The organism is Halanaerobium hydrogeniformans, assembly GCF_000166415.1.
In the GTDB taxonomy this organism is placed as follows: domain Bacteria; phylum Bacillota; class Halanaerobiia; order Halanaerobiales; family Halanaerobiaceae; genus Halanaerobium; species Halanaerobium hydrogeniformans.
This window is the reverse complement of record NC_014654.1, coordinates 1427024-1447319: the sequence shown is the minus strand read 5'-3', so window position 1 is coordinate 1447319 and position 20296 is coordinate 1427024. Positions and strand designations below refer to the sequence as shown.

The 20296-nt window shown below is 32.0% G+C and carries 20 protein-coding genes and 3 tRNA genes; all 23 read left to right on the top strand.

Annotation, left to right across the window (positions count from 1 at the left end):
* Positions 1–127 precede the first annotated feature (127 nt).
* The 23 genes from HALSA_RS06475 (at position 128) to HALSA_RS06365 (ending at position 20295) form a co-directional block, all read left to right on the top strand.
* Positions 128–1654: a MutS-related protein gene (locus HALSA_RS06475; protein ID WP_013405794.1), complete on the top strand. Its 1527-nt coding sequence runs from the start codon at positions 128–130 to the stop codon at positions 1652–1654.
* Positions 1654–3159 (top strand): MutS-related protein, encoded by a 1506-nt coding sequence (locus tag HALSA_RS06470; RefSeq protein ID WP_013405793.1) that lies wholly within the window; start codon positions 1654–1656, stop codon positions 3157–3159. The genes HALSA_RS06475 and HALSA_RS06470 overlap by 1 nt, the downstream gene beginning before the upstream one ends.
* A gap of 98 nt (positions 3160–3257) precedes the next feature.
* A tRNA-Trp gene (locus HALSA_RS06465) sits at positions 3258–3333 on the top strand.
* 26 nt (positions 3334–3359) lie between these two features.
* Positions 3360–3435: transfer RNA gene (locus tag HALSA_RS06460), tRNA-Thr, on the top strand.
* A 118-nt stretch (positions 3436–3553) separates the two neighbouring features.
* Positions 3554–3847, top strand: a complete 294-nt coding sequence (locus HALSA_RS06455) for a DUF2103 domain-containing protein (protein ID WP_013405792.1) — start codon at positions 3554–3556, stop codon at positions 3845–3847.
* Between the two features lie 71 nt (positions 3848–3918).
* Positions 3919–3995, top strand: a tRNA-Pro gene (locus HALSA_RS06450).
* 85 nt (positions 3996–4080) lie between these two features.
* Positions 4081–5418: a 30S ribosomal protein S12 methylthiotransferase RimO gene (gene rimO, locus HALSA_RS06445; protein WP_013405791.1), complete on the top strand. Its 1338-nt coding sequence runs from the start codon at positions 4081–4083 to the stop codon at positions 5416–5418.
* The gene (pgsA, locus tag HALSA_RS06440; RefSeq protein WP_013405790.1) at positions 5402–5932 is read left to right on the top strand and encodes a CDP-diacylglycerol--glycerol-3-phosphate 3-phosphatidyltransferase; all 531 of its coding nucleotides are present in this window, start codon (positions 5402–5404) and stop codon (positions 5930–5932) included. Before rimO ends, pgsA begins: the two co-directional genes overlap by 17 nt.
* Positions 5933–5952: 20 nt before the next feature.
* Entirely contained in the window at positions 5953–6393 is a 441-nt protein-coding gene (locus tag HALSA_RS06435) for a phosphatidylglycerophosphatase A family protein (protein WP_013405789.1), read from the top strand.
* 99 nt (positions 6394–6492) lie between these two features.
* Positions 6493–7725: a CinA family nicotinamide mononucleotide deamidase-related protein gene (locus HALSA_RS06430; protein WP_013405788.1), complete on the top strand. Its 1233-nt coding sequence runs from the start codon at positions 6493–6495 to the stop codon at positions 7723–7725.
* Between the two features lie 13 nt (positions 7726–7738).
* On the top strand, positions 7739–8914 hold the full coding sequence (locus HALSA_RS06425; protein WP_013405787.1) for a tetratricopeptide repeat protein: 1176 nt from the start codon (positions 7739–7741) through the stop codon (positions 8912–8914).
* Between the two features lie 12 nt (positions 8915–8926).
* Positions 8927–9481 (top strand): RNA 2',3'-cyclic phosphodiesterase, encoded by a 555-nt coding sequence (gene thpR / locus HALSA_RS06420; protein WP_013405786.1) that lies wholly within the window; start codon positions 8927–8929, stop codon positions 9479–9481.
* 88 nt (positions 9482–9569) lie between these two features.
* A complete protein-coding gene (recA, locus tag HALSA_RS06415; protein WP_013405785.1) occupies positions 9570–10607 on the top strand; it encodes a recombinase RecA in 1038 nt (345 codons plus the stop codon).
* A gap of 3 nt (positions 10608–10610) precedes the next feature.
* Entirely contained in the window at positions 10611–11063 is a 453-nt protein-coding gene (locus HALSA_RS06410) for a regulatory protein RecX (protein WP_013405784.1), read from the top strand.
* A gap of 142 nt (positions 11064–11205) precedes the next feature.
* Positions 11206–12750, top strand: coding sequence for a ribonuclease Y (rny, locus tag HALSA_RS06405; protein WP_013405783.1), 1545 nt, complete (start codon positions 11206–11208; stop codon positions 12748–12750).
* A gap of 137 nt (positions 12751–12887) precedes the next feature.
* Positions 12888–13664 carry a TIGR00282 family metallophosphoesterase gene (locus tag HALSA_RS06400; RefSeq protein ID WP_013405782.1) on the top strand — a complete coding sequence of 259 codons (777 nt, stop codon included), beginning with the start codon at positions 12888–12890 and terminating at the stop codon, positions 13662–13664.
* A 96-nt stretch (positions 13665–13760) separates the two neighbouring features.
* Positions 13761–14021: a stage V sporulation protein S gene (locus tag HALSA_RS06395; RefSeq protein ID WP_013405781.1), complete on the top strand. Its 261-nt coding sequence runs from the start codon at positions 13761–13763 to the stop codon at positions 14019–14021.
* A 139-nt stretch (positions 14022–14160) separates the two neighbouring features.
* Positions 14161–14838 carry a response regulator transcription factor gene (locus HALSA_RS06390; protein WP_013405780.1) on the top strand — a complete coding sequence of 226 codons (678 nt, stop codon included), beginning with the start codon at positions 14161–14163 and terminating at the stop codon, positions 14836–14838.
* Complete coding sequence (locus HALSA_RS06385) at positions 14838–16205, top strand: sensor histidine kinase (protein WP_013405779.1); 1368 nt, start codon at positions 14838–14840, stop codon at positions 16203–16205. The genes HALSA_RS06390 and HALSA_RS06385 overlap by 1 nt, the downstream gene beginning before the upstream one ends.
* A 75-nt stretch (positions 16206–16280) precedes the next feature.
* Entirely contained in the window at positions 16281–16940 is a 660-nt protein-coding gene (locus HALSA_RS06380; protein WP_229343208.1) for a MotA/TolQ/ExbB proton channel family protein, read from the top strand.
* Complete coding sequence (locus tag HALSA_RS06375; RefSeq protein ID WP_013405777.1) at positions 16921–17328, top strand: ExbD/TolR family protein; 408 nt, start codon at positions 16921–16923, stop codon at positions 17326–17328. Before HALSA_RS06380 ends, HALSA_RS06375 begins: the two co-directional genes overlap by 20 nt.
* 15 nt (positions 17329–17343) lie before the next feature.
* Positions 17344–18291, top strand: coding sequence for a TonB family protein (locus HALSA_RS06370; protein WP_013405776.1), 948 nt, complete (start codon positions 17344–17346; stop codon positions 18289–18291).
* A 9-nt stretch (positions 18292–18300) separates the two neighbouring features.
* Positions 18301–20295: a hypothetical protein gene (locus HALSA_RS06365; protein ID WP_013405775.1), complete on the top strand. Its 1995-nt coding sequence runs from the start codon at positions 18301–18303 to the stop codon at positions 20293–20295.
* The last annotated feature ends 1 nt before the right edge of the window (position 20296 follow it).

The following is a 20296-nucleotide window of genomic DNA, read 5'->3' as shown; positions in this document are numbered from 1 at the left end:
AGAGAAAATTGCAACAATTATGATTTTACAAAAAATATTAAAGAAGTAATCAAGCAGTTCATATCCTAAAACAGAGAGTTTTAAAATACTAATTATTGCTTTTATTTTAAAAAGGGGGAACGATTAAATGAAAGATTTCCATAGTATATTATATAAAGATGCTACTTATAATGGAAATGAAGAAGAACCAGATTTTTTTGGTGATCTAAATCTTGATCAGATAGTTAATAATATTACTGCTGGGAAGAAAGAATATAACTTGAAATCTTTTTTTTACAGACCTCTTAGCAACCTTGAAAATATCAAGTACCGTCAGCAGATAATGCAGGAGCTAGAAAATAATGAACTTTACAAAAAGATAGATAGTTTTGCTAAAAAGATGCGTAGGGTAAGACAGTTTCTCAATCTAGTTCAAGAACTTAGCTATAAGTATAACCAGCAGGGCTGGTTATTAGAGGCTGTTGATCTTTACTGTCAGGCAGTAAATGAACTAACTGCTGGATTAAAAAGTACTAAATTAAAATCATTAGGTTTTCTTAGCTTTAAAGAATATCTACTGGATTATGTAGATACTGATTATTTTAATAATCTGCAGCGAGAAATGGAGGAAATTAAAGAAGAACTGGCAGATATTAAATACTGTCTGAATATTTATGGAGGGAAAGTTAGAGTTCAGGAATATCAGGGTGAAAAAGATTACCGACCCGAAATAGAACAAACATTCGCAAGATTTAAAGAAAATGGAGCAAAGGATTATAAAAATAATTTGCGAACTTCTACAGGTATGAACCATGTTGAAGCTAAAATAATTGAAAGGGTAGCAAAACTGTATCCAGATATTTTTTCTAGACTTGATAATTATTATAATACTCATTCTGACTTTTTGGACCAAACTATTAGCGTTTTTGATCGAGAGGTACAATTCTATTTAGCATATCTTGAAAATATTTCTTCTTTGAAGAAGGCTGGTTTAAGTTTCTGCTATCCTATACTGAGTACTGATGATAAGAATGAATCCTGTCAGCAGATGTTTGATCTTGCTCTAGCTCAAAAATATTCCAAAAAGCAAAAAACTGTGATCAGTAATGATTTTTATCTAGAAGACAGGGAAAGAATTATAGTTGTAACAGGACCTAACCAGGGTGGTAAAACGACCTTTGCACGTAGTTTTGGACAATTACATTATCTAGCAAACCTTGGTTGTCCTATACCAGCTAAAAAAGCCAAGCTCTTTTTATTTGAAGGAATTTTTACTCACTTTGAAAGAGAAGAAAATATTAAGGATTTGCATGGAAAATTAGAAAGTGATCTTTTAAGAATTCGAAAAATTATTAATCAGATAACAGATCGCAGCCTGGTTATTTTGAATGAAATATTTACTTCTACAACAGCAAGAGATGCTGTTTTTCTCGGCAAAAAAGTCCTTAAAAAAATAATAAAGAAAGATTCAATAGCTATCTGTGTAACTTTTCTGGACGAATTGACTTCTATGAGCCCTAAAGTAGTTAGTATGGTAGCACAGGTTGAATCAGATGATCCCACAAATCGAACATATAAGTTAATTAGAGAAAAAGCTAATGGGGTGGCCTATGCAGTTTCAATTGCTGAAAAATACAGGCTTACTTATGATTGCTTGAAGGAGAGGATTAGTTAATGAAGGTATTTCTAATGTATCCAGAAAAAGATTTTGATCAAGAGATGAAATTGCCAGAAAATTCTAAAGCCCTGATTAAAGATCTAGAACTTAATACTTTACTAAAAGCTATGGCAAATGAAGATGATTTGATTAAAGATGTTGTCAAAAAAACAATACTTAATAGTCTTACTGACATTTCTAACATTATTTATCGGCAGGATATTTTAAAAGATTGTTTAAAAAATACTAAAGTTGTTAAAGATCTTTATAAACTTGTAATTGAAGCTATCGATAAAAAAAATAATCATTATATCGGTATTTTAAGGAAATCACCAACATCAATATTGAGTGGTTCTGTAAATTTACTTAAAGATTTTCTGGAAATGCTAGAAAAGTTAAGAATGATGGCTGATAACCATAAAGAAGAATTTGATTCTGAGGGATTTAAACAGTTTTTTGAAATAATACAGAAACAACTAAATAATCAATTTTTTGCTGAAGCAGAAGGGCATTTAGAGGAGTTAAAATTCCGACAAGGAACTTTCATCAAAGCAGAATTGAAAGAGGGTAATAAAGGAAACAACTATTCCCTGCTCAGAAATGAAAACAGTAATTTGTTTGAACATCTTTGGTCAAAGATTTCTTTTAATTCAGCTCGTTCATATAGGTTCTCTATAAATTCCCGCGATGATGCTGGCTTTAGGGCCATTTCAGAGATTAAAGATAGAGCAGTCAATTATACTGCCAATACAGTTGGTCAAGCCTCAGATCATATTCTGGGTTTTTTTGAAAAATTACGTGTAGAACTTTCTTTCTATATTGGTTGTTTAAATCTTTCTAAGAAATTAGAAAAACTAGATGAGCCGATAAGTTTTCCCCAACCACTGAAAGTTACTGAACGAAAACAGCAAATTACAGAATTATATGATCCCTGTTTAGCTTTAACCATGGAAAATAAAGTTGTTGGAAATGATCTAAAAGCTGAAAAAGAAAGTCTTTATATTATTACTGGGGCCAATCAAGGTGGCAAATCAACTTTTTTAAGAGCGATCGGTTTAGCTCAACTTATGATGCAGGCAGGAATGTTTGTGACAGCAGAATCATACACTTCTAATCTCTGCCAGGATCTTTATACACATTATAAACGAGAAGAAGACACGGAAATGGAAAGTGGAAAGTTTGATGAAGAATTAAAACGGATGAACAAAATAGTGGATAATCTCGAGCCTAATGCTATGGTTTTGTTTAATGAGTCTTTTGCAGCAACAACTGAAAAAGAAGGCTCAGAGATCGCAAGACAGATTGTAAAGGCATTAATAGAGAAAAAAATTAAAATCTTATTTGTCACTCATCTCTATAATTTTGCATCTAGTTTTTATGAGAGAGAAGATGATGATGTTAAATTTCTGAGAGCAGAAAGAAAAGATGATGGTAGCCGAACTTTTAAAATAGTTGAAGCAAGGCCATTAATTACCAGTTATGGTCAGGACCTCTATCATAATATTTTTTCTACTGCAAAGTAATTATACTTTTTTAAGTACATTTCCTTGACAAATGTCGGCTTAATGATTATAATATTAATTGTCGCTGAGAAAATAAATCTATTGTTAAAGAAAGCTTTAGGGGAGTAGCTCAACTGGCAGAGTAGCGGACTCCAAATCCGTTGGTTGCGGGTTCAATTCCTGCCTCCCCTGCCATTTTTTTAATTAATATAAAATAATAGGCTGATGTAGCTCAATTGGTAGAGCAGCTCACTTGTAATGAGCAGGTTACCAGTTCAAGTCTGGTCATCAGCTCCATTGATATGACAGGGAAGTCGAATTCGACTTCTTTTTTTTAATGCTTAAGTTGATTTTCTTACTTAAGATTTGCTACTATAATACTACAATGTTATAATAAATTGAGGATGTGATTCAAATGGCTAATAAGTACAGACACAACAAAATAAAACAGGAGCATACTATTATTGAAGATATACTTCCATTTTTAGAGGATATTGCTATTTCAGCACTGATCAAGAGCATTATTCCTGGTAGAATAAATCGTCGTAAGGGAAGTGGAGTTCCTGCTTATCTGCAGTTGAAATATAATACAAGAAGTGGAATCAAATTGATAGCTAAAAACAGTTCTTCTCTGCAGGAGATTTTTGTAGTAACAGATTACCCGGATAAGACTATGGAATTTTTAAAAAAATTAGATTATGTAAAGTAAATTTTTAGTCAAATAAGCTTAAAAAATTTGACAAATATCTTTTCTTTATATATAATATTTCTTGTTGAGATCGGGCTATGGCGCAGCTTGGTAGCGCGCTACACTGGGGGTGTAGAGGTCTCCGGTTCAAATCCGGATAGCCCGACCATTTTTAAATAATTTAAAGCCCTCAGGGGCTTTTTTCTAATTATAGACTTAATTTTTAATAAATGCTTAATAAAAAAGGAGTAAAAATGATTAAATATTCTATAATGACATTAGGTTGTCCAAAAAATGAAGTTGATAGTCAGCATATGCAGGGTTTTTTAAATTCTGACAGCGAGTTTGAATATATAAATAACTTTGAAAAAGCAGAGGTAATCATTATTAATACCTGTGGTTTTATTCAGGATGCAAAAGAAGAATCTATAGACACAATTTTAACAGCACTGGAATATAAAAAAGAACACAATTGTAGATCGGTTGTTGTAACCGGTTGTTTAACTCAGAGATATAGTGAAGAATTACAGGATGAGATAGCAGAGATTGATGCAGTACTTGGGACCTCTAATTTTGATAAAATAACAGAGGTAATAAAGGAGAGTTTAGCCGGTAAAAAAGCCGGTGGAATAGAAGAGGCCGGTTTTGATTACAGTGCATCTTTACCAAGAGAGCTTGATAATAATGTTTTTGCTTATTTAAAAATTGCAGAAGGCTGTAATAACAACTGCAGTTACTGCAGTATACCTCAGATTAGAGGTGGTATAAAAAGCAGAACAATTGCTGATATAATAAGAGAGGCCAAAAAAATAGCGGAATCCGGTATCAAAGAGTTAATTTTAATTGCCCAGGATACAACCCAGTATGGAATTGATATTTATGGTCGTTCTGCTCTTGCCCCACTTTTAAGAAAGTTAACTGAAGTTGAGGGTATTGAATGGATAAGAATCTTATATAGCTATCCAGAATTTATAACAGAAGAGATGATAGAAGTAATTGCTGAAGAAGATAAAATATGTAATTATCTTGATCTACCAATCCAGCATTCAGCAATTAAAATTAGGAAATTAATGAATCGCAAAGGAGATAGGGAAGATATCGCTAATATAATAAATATGATAAGAAATAAAATTCCTGATGTAAAATTAAGAACTTCTTTAATAAGTGGATTCCCAGGTGAAAGTCAAGCCGATTTTGAAGATCTAAAAAACTTTATAAAAGAATTTAAATTTGATCGCTTAGGAGTATTTGAATTTTCTTTAGAAGAAGATACTGCAGCCTATAATCTGCCCAACAGAATATCTCCTGAAGTTAAAAAACAGAGAAAAGAAGAACTTTTAGAAATTCAACAAGAAATTTCTTTAGAGAAAAACAAAGGTCTTTTAAATCAAGAGCTTGAGGTAATCATTGAAGAAAAAACTGATGATCATTATCTGGCTCGTTCTAGATTTGATTCTCCAGAGATTGATAATCAAATTTACATTCCAGTTGCGAATAATGACTTAAAAATTGGTAATATCTATAGGACCTTTATTACAGAAGCCTATCATTATGAATTGAAAGGAGAGATAAAAGATGAATCTACCAAATAAGTTGTCTGCTCTGAGAATTCTGCTGGTACCTATTATTATTGGCCTTTTATTTATCGGTACATTTGTGGGTGATCTTTTGGCTTTAATTGTTTTTATTGCTGCTGCAATAACTGATAGATATGATGGTTATTTTGCCAGAAAATATGACATGATAACTGCCCTGGGTAAAATTCTTGATCCTTTAGCTGATAAGCTTTTAATCTATGGTGTTTTAATAGCTTTTGTACAGATCGGTAAAATTACCGCCTGGCCAGTTATTATTATAATTGCAAGGGGGCTTGCAGTAACCGGTTTAAGAGTAGTTGCTGCTGATCAAGGATCTGTTATAGCTGCCAGTATATGGGGGAAAGTAAAAACTACTATTCAAATAATTACTGTTATAGCTTTAATAATAGATCCTCATATAATCAATTTGCCAGTATATATGACTAAAGGTCTTGTCTGGATAGCAGTGTTAATTACAGTTTATTCAGGATATAAATATTTTGCCGGAGCAGAAGTTGATTATTCATAATGTTAGCAGGAGGAGAAAAAATGCTCGATAAAATAAACCACTTTTTAGCCACTGGTTTTTACAGTGGGTATTTGCCTTATGCACCAGGTACATGGGGTTCACTGCTGATTATCATTTTATTATTTTTCTTTCCATTTTTAAATAATTTTTATTTAATTACAGCTTTAACAATTGGTGGAATAGCTGTTGCTAATTATGAGGAAAAAAGAACCGGTATCAAAGATCATTCTAAGATAGTTATTGATGAGATGGCAGGCCAGCTGATAACTTTTTACAGCCTGCAGACCAGTGTAGCAGTATTAATTGCCGGTTTTATCTTATTTAGGTTTTTTGATATTAAAAAACCCTGGCTAATTGATAGGGTACAGTCTCTATCATCAGGATTAGGGGTTATGTTAGATGATGTTTTGGCTGGAGTTGTTTCACTGGGAATATTAAAAATAATAATTCATTTTCTTTAAAAATTAAAAAAACTTAGTTTAGAAATTATATTTAATCGACCCTCTGTGGTCGATTTTCTTTTCTTAAAATGATATAATAATTATGATGAGGTGAAAATAGTGAATACAGCAATTATTGCAACTGGATCTGAATTATTAGCTGGTTTAGTAAAAGATAGTAATTCTAAATTTTTAGCAGAAAATTTAAGAGAATTGGGATTTACAGTAACCGGTATCTATCTTAGCAGTGACAAAAAAGAGGATATTATTAGAACAATTAAATTTGCTTCTGAGAATGCTGAGTTGATCTTTATTACCGGTGGACTTGGACCGACAGAAGATGATTTAAGTAGAGATGCTCTTGCAGAAGCCTTAGACAGAGAACTGATTTATTCTGAAGAAATTGCCAGAAGTCTTAAAGATTTTTTTGCCAGGCATGATTATAAAATGACCGAAAATAATTTTCGTCAGGCCTATCTACCAAAAGATGCAAAAATAATTAAAAATAATAATGGTACTGCTCCAGCTTTAAAAATTTTTGATAATCAGACTAGATTTTATTTATTACCTGGAGTTCCTAGAGAAATGGTCGCAATATTTAATAATAGTATAAAAAAAGAACTTGAGAAATTATCAAAAAACAAAATAATTTATAGAGAATATAATTTTATTGGGATTGGTGAATCAACACTAGAAGATAAATTTAATCAAATAAAAATTGATTCACAAATAGAAAAAAGTTATCAAGCCACCAAGGGTGAGGTTAAATTAAGATTAAAGGTTCTGCTTTCTGATTCTATGGATAGAGAAAAAACTGAAACCATGCTTGATAATGCTGAACAAAAACTTGTCAAACATTTAGGAGAGTATCTTTATAGTAAAGACGATAAAGATATTTTAGAAATCTTTGTCGAGAAAATAAAAAACTCAAGATTAACAATTGCAAGTGCAGAATCTTTTACAGGTGGTCTTTTTGCAAAAAGGTTGAGTGATAAAGCTGGGAGCTCACAATTTTTTAAGGGTTCTATTGTGGCATATACTAAAGAGGCGAAAATAAATCTACTTAATTTAGATCCTCAAATCATCAAAAAATATGGGATGATAAGTAAAGAATGTGTAACTGCAATGGCCAAAAATACAGCTGAGATTTTTAAAAGTGATATTGCGATTGCCTTTAGTGGTGTTGCTGGCCCTGGTAGTATGGAAGATAAGATGCCTGGAACCATGCATATTGCAATAAAATATAATGATGAAATTAAAACCATAGAGTTAAATAAAAACTATGGCAGGTCTCTCAACCGTTATTATGCAACTCAAATAGCTTTTTTTGAAACTATTAAGCTCTTAAAATAAAAGGAGAATCATGATGAAAAAGAAATTTTTTTTAATTGTTTTAATCATTATATTAGTGTTTTCATCTAATTTAGCTGCTCAGGAGGGTGCAAAAACAACTGCTGAAGATTTATTTTCTCAGGCATTAAAAAATTATAATCAACAGAATTTTAATCAGGCAGAACAAGAATTTTCTCTACTCTTAAACGAATATGAGTTAGATGAAGGTTTTAAATTCAGTGTATTATATTATCTTACAATGACAGCAGTAAAAGAAAACAGAACTCTGTCAGCAATAAATTACGTGGAAAAATTAGAAGAACTGGGTTATCAGAGCGGAACTTTAAATTGGCAAATTGGAGAATTGTTTTTAAACAAAAACAGACAATTTGACAGTGCAGATTTTGAAATGGCTTTAAAATATTTAAAAAAAACTTCAGAATTGGGTTTAAGTTCAAATACATTTAAAAGAGATTTAGCCTATGCTTATCGAGAGAACAATAAAAGAGAAAACGCAGCAGATATTTATCAAGAAATAATTGATGACAACCCAATTGCAGAAGATTATCTTAATCTGGCAAAATTATATGAGGAAAATGGTGATTTAAATAAAGCTGTAGAACTTTATGAGCAGGCTTTAGCTAAAGGAACTGTTCAGCAATCTATTTATTTAAATTTAGGTAATTTATATCAAAGATTAGGAAATTATAATTCTGCGATATCAATATATGAATTAGGAATTAAAGCAAATCCTAATTTTGTACCTTATTATGTTAAAATTGCAGAAAATTATCTTGCTTTAGATAATTTTTCAAATGCAGAGGACGCCTTAATCAAGGCTATAGATATAAACAGGAATTCTTATCATGCATATTATTTGCTCGGTGTAATAGCTCAAGAAAGAAAAGATTATGAACAGGCACTAAACTACTATTCTAATTCTTTAACTTATAATCCCGATTATGTAAATGCTTATCTGGCAGAAGGTAAATTATATTTGGAAAAAGAAGAATATAATAATGCTATATCAAGCTTTTTACAAGCAGTAGAGAAAAACCCTGAGTTTTTTGAAAGCAGATATTATTTGGGACTGGCTTATTATCACGCGAATATGATGGAAGCTGCTAGAGCTGAACTAAGAAGGACTCTACACTTAAATGATAGATTTCAAAAAGCAAGAGATTTACTTGATGAGATCGAAAAAAATTAGGGGTGTATATTAATGCGTCTTTTTATTGCAGTAAATATCAGTGAGAGAAGCCGCGAATTAATAGCTAGAAAAGTTAAACTTTTAAAAAAAGAATTAAACCCAAAACTTAAATGGATAAAAAAAGAAAACTGGCATTTAACTTTAAAATTTTTAGGTGAATGTACTGAGGAACAGAAAGAAGAAATAATTGAAAAACTAGAGGAAATTGAAATTAGAACTTCGCTAGAATACATTCAATTTAATTCTTTAAATGCTTTTCCAAATTTAAAAGAGCCCAGGGTAATATTTTTAGAAGTTGTTAAAGGCAGTGAATTTTTAGAGCAATGTAAAGAAATAATAGAGCGAGAAATGATAAAATTAGGTTTTAAAAGGGATGATAGAGAATTTACAGCCCATCTAAGCCTGGCTCGCAATAAAAAATCAGCCTCGATAGATTTTAAAGATATATTTTTAGATAAAAATTTTATTAATATATATTCTAAATTAAATACAATCAGTCTTTATCAAAGTAAACTTCATCCAGCTGGCCCAGAATACATTGAGCTATTTTCCAAAAAAATACAATAGACTTGCATTATCTAAACATTTGTTCTATAATAAAATTAAAGACAAAAACTGCAGTTAAAATATAAAACAAATAGGGAGGAAGATAATATTGGCAACTAAAGATAAAGAAAAAGCGCTTGATCAAGCTGTCAAAAGAATTGAGAAACAGTTTGGTAAAGGTTCAATAATGAAACTTGGTGAAGCATCCAGCTTAAATGTAGAGGCAATTCCAACTGGAGCACTGCCGCTTGACCTGGCACTTGGAGTAGGAGGTATTCCAAGAGGAAGGATTATTGAGCTTTATGGTAATGAATCTTCAGGTAAAACAACACTTGGTCTGCACATAATAGCTGAAGCCCAAAAACTTGATGGTATAGCAGCTTTTATCGATGCTGAACATGCCTTAGATCCTAAATATGCTAAAAATTTAGGAGTAAATATTGATAATCTTTTAATTTCTCAACCTGATAGTGGAGAAGAAGCTTTAGAAATTGCAGAAGCACTTGTCAGAAGTAATGCAATAGATTTAGTAATAATTGACTCTGTTGCCGCTTTAGTGCCTAAGGCAGAACTAGAAGGAGACATGGGAGACTCACATATGGGTTTACAGGCAAGATTGATGTCTCAGGCAATGCGTAAATTGTCAGGAGCAATCAGCAAATCACATACTGCTATAATATTTATCAATCAGATTAGAGAAAAAATAGGGGTAATGTTTGGTAATCCGGAAACTACTCCTGGAGGGAGAGCCCTCAAATTTTATTCTTCGGTTAGAATTGAAATGAGAAGATCACAAACAATTAAAGATGGAGATAAATTAATCGGTAGTACTGCTAAGGTCAAGGTTGTAAAAAACAAAGTTGCTGCTCCATTTAGAAGTGCAGAATTTGATATAATGTATGGTACTGGAATCTCTCGTTCTGGATGTGTCTTAGATTTAGGGGTAGATACAGGTATTGTTGATAGAGCTGGCTCCTGGTATTCTTATGGAGATGTTAGACTTGGTCAGGGTAGACAAAATTCAAAAGAATTTTTACAGGATAACCCAGATATCTTAAATGAGATTGATGAAAAGATTAGAGTTAAAGTTGGTTTAAAAGATGGTGAAATCGAAGAAGAAGTTGAAAAAGAAAAGGATGATGAATAAAGAATGGATCAGGAAGAATTAAAAAAGGCAAAAAATAAAGCTTTTAAATTACTTAGCTATAGAGAAAGAACCATTCAGGAAATGAGAGATCGTTTAGAAAAAAAAGACTTTTCTTTAGAAGTAATAGATAAGGTTATTGATTATCTTCTCGATAAAGATTTATTAAATGAAAAACGTTTTTCAGAACTCTGGATACGTTCTAGAATTAATAATCATCCCAGAGGTAGAAGGTTAATTTACAAAGAATTAAGAAATAAAGGGGTAAAAAAACAGATAATCAATACTGCCCTAGATGAATACTTAAGTAGAGAAGAAGAAATAAAAATGGCAGAGTATTTAAGCAACAAATGGTTGAGGCGGAGAAAAGAAGAAGACCGCTCAAGTTATAAACTAAAAAATTATCTTTCGAACAAAGGATTTGACTATGATATCATTTTTGAAGTAACAGATAAATGATTTTTAACTTTAAGCCTGCTTCTGCAGGCTTTTTACTATTAAGGCATATCAATATATTTGCTTGACATAAGGCCTTAAAAAAGTTAAAATGTAAATAGTAAATAAAATTAAAATCAACTAAAAACTGAATATAAGTCAGGAGGTGAATATTATTAACGAAGCTGTTTTGTATTTTATAATAGCCCTACCCATCGGTATTGTAACCGGGTATTTAATTAGAAAATATATTGCTAAAGCCCGTATGCAGTCTGCAGAAAATGAAGCAGAAAAGATTTTAAAAGATGCAGAAAGAGATGCTAAGGCAAAGAAAAAAGAAATTACTCTTGAAGCTAAAGAAGAAGCTCATAAAATTCGTGAAGAAGCGAATAAAGAAAGTCAAAAAAGACGTGATGAGCTGCAAAAGCTTGAGAATCGCCTCATGAAAAAAGAGGAAAACCTTGATCGCAAAGCTGACAACTTAGAACGAAAAGAGCAGAGCATTAAAGATCGAGAAAAAAATCTCAGTCAGACTGAAGAAAGAATAGAAAAGATTAAAGAAGAACAAACTGAAAAATTAGAGAAGATTTCTAGTTTTTCAGAAAGTGAAGCAAAAGAATATTTGCTGAATAAAGTTGAAGCTGAGCTTGATCATGAGTTAGCTAAAATGATTAAAGAAAAAGAAGCAGAAGCTCAAGAAAAAGCTGATAAAAAAGCAAGAGAAATAATATCGCTTGCTATTCAGAGAAGTGCAGCGGATCATGTAACTGAATCAACCATTTCGGTTGTTAATCTACCCAATGATGATATGAAAGGTAGAATTATCGGTCGTGAAGGTAGAAATATCAGAACATTAGAAAGTCTTACAGGAATTGATTTGATTATAGATGACACTCCTGAAGCTGTTGTAATCTCTGGCTTTGATCCAATCAGACGTGAGATTGCAAGAATAGCACTTGAAAAACTAATTGATGATGGTCGAATTCATCCCGCTAGAATAGAAGAAATGGTAGAAAAGGCGGAAAAAGAACTTGACCAACACATTAAAGAAATAGGTGAACAGGCAACATTTGATACAGGTGTTCATGGTTTAGATCCTGAACTTGTAAGATTATTAGGTAAACTTAAATTCAGAACAAGTTATGGACAAAATGTATTACAACATGCAACAGAGGTATCCTATTTAGCTGGTATCATGGCTGCTGAACTAGGGGCTGATGTTACTTTAGCAAAACGTGGTGGATTACTACATGATATTGGAAAAGCAATCGACCATGATTTAGAAGGAACACATGTTGATCTTGGTGTAGATATAGCCAGGAAACACGGTGAGAGCGAAAAGATACTCCATACTATAGATGCTCATCATGGTGATGTAGAGTTTAAATCGGTTGAAGCAGTTTTAGTAGCAGCTGGTGATGCAATATCTGCTGCAAGACCTGGAGCAAGAAAAGAAACTCTCGAATCATATATTAAACGTCTTGAAGATCTTGAAGAAATCGGACAATCTTTTAAAGGTGTCGAAAAAGCTTATGCTATTCAAGCCGGAAGAGAAATTAGAGTTATCGTAGAACCAGATAAAATCAATGATTTCGAATCAACAAAAATGGTTAGAGATATCAAAAAGAAAATCGAGAAAAATCTAGACTACCCAGGCCAAATAAAGGTTGTAATTATTAGAGAAACTCGGGTAGTTGATTATGCTAAATAAGTTAAATATAAACTTGAAAGTAATGGGCTCCTCTTTGAGGGGCCTTTTTATAATGAAAATATTTGATAAATTTGCTAAAATACATTATAATTGGATAATAAAATCTAAATCCAGTATAAATTGTAAGGAGAATTTTAATGAATATATTATTTGTTGGAGATGTAATGGGTCGAGCAGGGCGCAGAGCATTAAGAAAGTTCTTAGATAAGATTGTAAAAAAACATGAGGTAGATTTAATAATCGCAAATGGTGAAAATGCTGCTGGTGGTTTTGGAATAACCGAAAAAACTGCTGAAGAACTTTATGAATATGGGATAGATGTTTTAACAATGGGTAATCACACCTGGGATAATAAAGATATCTTTAACTTTATTGAGTATAATAAGAGAATTATCAGGCCATTGAATTTTCCTAAAAATAATCCCGGTAGGGGTTGGATTACAATTAATAAAAATAATAAAAATATTACTGTGGTCAATTTAATCGGTCAGGTTTATATGAATACTCATGATTCTCCCTATCATGAATTTATGGAACTCTATCCAGCGATAAAGGATTCAGATATAATAATCGTTGATTTTCATGCAGAAGCATCAGGGGAGAAAATGGCATTTGCAAGAGCGGTAGATGGAATGGTTACCGCTGTCATAGGAACCCATACCCATGTTCAAACTAATGATGCTCAGATATTTCCTAAGGGAACTGCCTACATAACCGATGTTGGTTTAACTGGTGCAGTTGATTCTATTATTGGTATGAAAGTTGAAAATATGGTTGAGAAAATGAAAACTTCACTACCAGTTAGATATGAAGTTGCTACTGGAGCGGTTAAAATCAATTCTGTACTCCTTGAAGTAGATGAAATAAATAGAATTACAGAAAATATTAGTATAATAAATAAAAATAATTTGTAATTTTTTGTTTTCATGCAGGAAAATGTGTCATTTACGGTTAATATATAATTTATAGAGGGAATAAATATATAACCAATCAAGGAGGTAATCGATGAAATGGAAATATTAAAAGTATCATCTAGTTCTAGCCCAAACAAGGTTGCTGGTGCTCTAGCAGGGGTTTTGAGGGAGAATGGCAATGCTGAATTGCAGGCAATTGGGGCTGGAGCAATTAATCAAGGTGTCAAAGCAGTAGCCATTGCAAGAGGTTTTGTTGCTCCAAGTGGAGTAGATCTAATCTGTATTCCTGCATTTACAGATATAGAAATAGATAGTGAAGAACGAACAGCCATTAAATTGATTGTAGAGCCAAGATAAAGTTTAATTAATCTGTTTGCCTTAACGGGCAAACAGATTTTTTCAATTTAAGCTTGTACTATAGGCCCTAAAAGTTATATAATGTATAATAGATGGTTAAGGGTTTCCAATAATATTTTTACTTTATTGAGGTGTTGATATGGATAAGATTTTAATAGTTGAAGATGAATATAAAATAAGAAAAATAATAACCTCCTATTTGGAAGAAGATTATGAGGTTTATGAAGCTGAGAATGGGGAAAAAGCACTGAAATTATTTGCCGATAATAATTTTAATTTAATAATCCTGGATTTAATGATCCCAAAATTAAGCGGCGAAAAAGTCTGTCAAAAAATAAGGCAAAGTTCACAAATTCCTATTATAATGCTCACCGCTAAAAGTAGTGAAGAAAATAAAATTGATGGTTTTAATTATGGAACTGATGATTATATCACTAAACCATTTAGCCCTCGTGAACTTAAAGCAAGAATAAAGGCAGTTCTAAGAAGAAGCAATGACAGCAATAAAGCAAGCATAATAACTTTAAAAGATGGTAATATAAAAATATATCCAGAAGAAATGGTTGTTAAACAGGATAATGATAATTGTGATTTAACCTCAACTGAATTCAAAATATTAATGGAATTAATAAATAATGCCAGGCAAGTATTAAGTAGAGAACAATTAGCGAATAAGGTAATGGGTTTAGAATTCAGTGGTTTTGATAGAACTATTGATACACACATAAAAAATATTCGCAAAAAACTTAAACTAAAAAAAGATGAATATATAGTCACTGTTTACGGAGCAGGTTATAAGTTTACCGGTGATATTTAATGTCTAAACTTGGTAAAAAATTATTTATAATCTTTTTAATACTTGTTGTTTTCTCTATGCTTTTAGTAGGTCTTTTTATCAATTATTCGATCGGAGAAAGATTTGATGATTTTATTAACTTACAACAGCAGGAAAGTATAGAAGAACTCTTAGAGATGCTAAGAGAAAACTTTGAAGCTGGTTCAAGAAATGAGATAAACTCACTCTTAAATAATTTTGTGAGAACCCATAGAATCCCAGTCTGGCTTGAAGACAGAGATGGCAATATAATATTTGCTCCAACTCAACATCATCAAATGATGAGAAGGATGATGGGAGATTCTCATATGGTGACTGAAAGAAGTGATTTTCTACCTGGACAAAGTAGAAGAGAAGAAATTTATGTTGAAGACAGCCTTCAGGCTACTTTATACTGGCAGGAAGTTAGCTCTCGTGAGCAGATTGATTCAGAACTTTATAATTATTTTAGAAGAAATGTTTTTCAGGCTATAATCTTTAGTGCTTTAATAGTGATAGTTCTGGTAATAATTATTTCTTTTATAATCTCTAGAATAATAACTGAACCCTTAATCAAATTAAAAAATGCAGCTTTCAAAGTAGCAGAAGGTGATTTTGACCAAAAAATTTCTAATAATGGGGATGATGAATTAGCAGAATTAATAACAGCATTTAATCAAATGACAGAAAAATTAGTGAAATTAGAAAAAATACGTAAAGAATCGGCATCTGATCTTGCTCATGAATTAAGAACTCCAATTACTACGATCAAGGGATATATTGAAGCATTTGAAGATGGCAAAATTTCTTTAAACCAGGAAAATCTTGATGAACTTAAAGAAGAAATTGCAAGGATGGTATCTTTAATAGAGAAATTAAAAGAATTTGCTGAAGCTCAAAATAAGATTTTTAATCTACAGAAAGAGCAAATAGAAATTAACAAACTGATTAAAAATGTAAGCAAAAAAAAGCTAAAGCAGATTGAATCTAAAAATATAAAATTGAATCTAGAATTGGAAAAAGAACTAATAATTGAGGCAGATAAAGATAGCTTGATTCAAATATTAAATAACTTAATTGAAAATGCTGTCAAATATAACCGAGATAATGGAAAGATTACAATTAAAAGTTGCCAAAGAGATAATAATATTATTATTCAAATTTCTGATACGGGTTATGGAATTTCTAGAGAAGATTTACCATATATTTTTGAAAGATTTTATAGAGCAGATAAATCTCGTTCTTCTGAAAATGGTGGAACCGGGATTGGACTTGCGGTTACAAAAGAATTAATTGAAGCTCATGGTGCAAAAATAGAGGTGGATAGTAATAATAATGGTAGTATTTTCAAAATTATTTTCCCAGTCTAATTGAAATACAAATTTTAATTATATACAAAGTAATTTATGAAACTTAATAAACTCAAATATAATGATTTAAGAGGAGTGATCGGATTGAATTTTACCCGTTTTTTTAATTTATTTACATTAGGTGGACCAATGACATTACCACTATTAATTGCTTCGGTCTTTAGTTTAGCGGTAATAATAGAAAAAACAATTTTCTTTGCCAGAAATAAAGATAATAATTTTCGACTAATAAAGAGAATAGAAATACTTGTTGAAGAAGGAGATATTTTAAGTGCTTTAAATGAGCTTAAAGGTAAAAAAAGCACAAATGCAAAATTAATTTCAACTGCTTTAGCTCATAATAGTGAAGATCCTGCACGGCTCCGGGAAGTGCTGCAGGCAGTTGGTGAAGATGAGATTAAGAAAATGGAGAAGCATTTACCAATTCTTGATGTAGTTGCAATGATCTCACCACTTTTAGGTCTTTTAGGTACTGTAATTGGAATTATTAGCAGTTTTAATATTCTTGGAACTGCTGCTGGAGCAGCCAATCCAGCTCAGATCAGTTCTGGAATAGCTGCTGCTTTAATTAGTACTGCTTTAGGATTAATTATTGCTATACCTACTGCTATTTTTTATTCATATTTCTCTCATATGGTAGAAAGGAAAGCCCATAATATGAATTTAAGCATGGTAGAGATTATTGATGTTGTTTCCAATAATCGAGGTGAAGAAAATGTTCAAAAGTACTCTTAAAAAGAAAAGTTCAATAAATATTATACCAATGGTTGATGTAATATTTTTCTTGCTTGTCTTTTTTATGCTTTTTACAACTTTTAGAACAAATCCTCAGGGAATTGATATGCAGCTTCCAACTGCTGTTACTGCAACAGATCAGAGCGAGACGAATTTTATAGTTGAAATAGATGCTGATGGTTCATATTATTTTGAGGGTGAAACATTAACTTTAGCTCAAATTATTTCTGAAGCAGAATTAAGAAATCAGGATAATGAAGGGCAGTTGACAATAATTATTAGCGCAGATAAAGAAACTAGATATGATAATGTAGTTGCATTAATTGATCAAATGAGGGATGCTGGAATATATAGACTTGCACTTGCAGCAGAAAAAGATGGCAGTTAACAGGATGGTGAATTTATGCCGAATAAAAATGATCAAAATAAATTACTTAAATATATAATTCTTTCACTTATCTTTCATTTGATAATTATTTATATTATTCCAATTGGCTTTATGCATGGTAGTGCACAGAGCAATGGTCAATTAAGTGATTATAGATATATTCAAATGGTAGATTATCAACCTTCTCTGCCTGATGTAGATCAAGTGGAGCCTGAAGCTGAAGCAGAAGCGGAAGAAGAGGAAGTAGTGGAAGAAGAAATTGATGAAGTTGATGATCCGGTTGAAGAAGAAATTGATGAAGTTGATGATCCGGTTGAAGAAGAAATCGAAGAACAAGTGATTGAAGAAGATATTGAAATTGAAGAAGAAGAGATTATTGTTGATGAGCCATCTGAAGAAATTGCTGAAGAAGCAGTTGAGGATATAATTGAAGAAGATATCGCAGAAGAGGTTCAAGAAATTATAGCTGCTGAAGAAAGTGAATTGGAAATTGAAATAGATCAGGATCAGGATACAGCATCAGATACTGAGCAGATTGAGCAAGAAGAAAGTGAAACTCAACAGGAAAGTGAAGTAGAGCAGGAAAGTGAAACTGTAGAAGAAACTGCAGTTGAAGAAGAACCACCACCTCCACCTCCTCCAACCTCAGGAGATTTAGTTAATCTGATAGTAGCACCTGCTTTTCCAAAAGATTTAGTTGGAAGTAGATCTGAAGGTGTAGTTAAATTAAGTGCTGAAGTATCCAGGCAGGGTGAAATTAGAGAAGTTGATATTGTAGAATCATCTGGTTATGAATCAATGGATCGAGTTGCTGCAATAACAATTGAAAGAGGCTGGACATTTAAAGAATATCAACAGCCTTATCGGATACCTGTTACAGTAGAATATTATATTGATGATTCAGACAATACTCAAGTTGAGGTTGAACTTGGAGAAATACAATTCATTTCAGGAGGTGAGTAAATAAAAAATATGAAAATATATAAAAAAATACTTATTTTTATAACTGTAATTACATTTCTATTTATCATAAATGTAAATTTAAATGCTCAAAATGATACTTTTAGTACTGTTGATGAACATAATAATTTGCGTTTTGGTAATGAATATATAGTAATTGTAGTGAATCAAAATGATAATGCTATGGGAAGATTTGCTGTTGAAACAACCGGGGGTGCTCCGTTAAGGGAAGATGATATGAATAAACCCTTAATTTATGGAAGACCAAATCCCTGGACTTCTTATACAACTCTCTGGTTAAATGATGAAAAATATGTTTTTGGTGGGCAGACACAAAGAAGAGCTGGTAAAGATGCCAAGTATGGTGAGGTTATTCAAGAACCAACTCTTGAAGATGGTCAAATTGTTACCAAAACTCAATTTGATAATATTGTTGTAGAGCAGATATTATCTATTGTTAGAAGTTCTACCACCGGTTTAGCAGATACTGCACAAATAAAATATAGAATTATCAATGAAGGTGATGAAGAAGAAAAAGTTGGACTCCGTCTGATGATTGATACTATGTTAGGTGAAAATGATGGAGCACCTTTTAGACTTGGAGAAGATACTATTTCAACAGACACATTATATTATGACAAACAATTAGAAACTTTTTGGCAGGCTTTTGATAGTATATCTAATCCACAGGTCACTTCTCAGGGAACTCTGATTGGTCCAAATGTTACAACCCCGGATCGAGTCTATTTTTCAGACTGGGGGAGTCTGGCAGATGGGGTCTGGGATTTTGATTTCAATCCAGGTGAAGAATTTATCCGCCGAGGAGAATTTGAAATAGATAGTGCAATGGCAATGTATTGGGTTCCTGAAATCCTTGAAGCTGGTGAAAGCAAAACTATTATCAGTAATTATGGATTGGGTGGTATTACTATTGTCCCCGGTATTTTATCATTGGGTGTAACATCTCCTGCAGAAGTTACCTTTAATGAAAACAAAAGGAGTTTTCCGGTTGTAGCTTATCTTGAAAATACATCTGAAATTGAGGCTGAAAATGTAAGGGCAAATATTGAATTGCCTGATGGTTTTGAAGCTAATAATACTAGCAGAGAGCTTGGAGATATGGAAGCTGGAAGTATTAGTCAGATAAACTGGAATGTAAGACCTAAAGATTATGGAGAAATACCTGAAGATATGACATATAGAGTTATTGTAGAAGCAGATAACACTGATTCTAACGAGGTCGAAAGACTTGTTGAGTTTTTAGGACCACCTATATTAGAGGCAGATATAAGCTTAATGGAAGAGGTTGAAGCTGTAGATGGCAAATTAGATCCAAATCCATTTAAAGTTCAGGCAAATATCAGCAATGTTGGTGAGACTGCTTTATACGGAGTAGAAGCTGAATTGATTTTAGCACCTGGTCTCGATGCTGCTGCTAGTGAAAAATTAACTAAACATTTAGGTATCTTAGATTCTGATGAAAGTCTAAATGTTAACTGGTTAATTCAAGCATTAAGGGTAGATGGCACATTACCATTTGCAGTTAAAGTAAGTGGGATTAATGAATATGAAAAAACAATTGTTGAAGAAATAGAATTACCTGAATTAAGTCCCCTTATATATTTAAGAGAAAATCCAGGTCAGCGTGACCAAAACTATTTTTCTGTAGATATAGTTGCGGCCAATATTGGTGAAGCTGAAACAATGGACTTTGATTTTGCTTTTGATAGTGAAAGCCTAATTTTAAGCCATGTTTCTCGTGGAGACTTCTTTATTGGACAAAATAATCTACTGCCTTTTAATAGGCCAGAAAGAGTTGAAGCTGGTAAATTAAGGTTTGAACAGGAATTACCTTATGATCACTTCAATGGTGTTATAGCAACAGTCCACTTTAGAAAAAGATCTGACAGTATTGGAAATATTGAGATAGAAAATTTATCTTTAGTAAATGCTGACAATAATGAAATAGAAATTATGCTGAGAAATATTATTGAGGAGGAAGAATAAA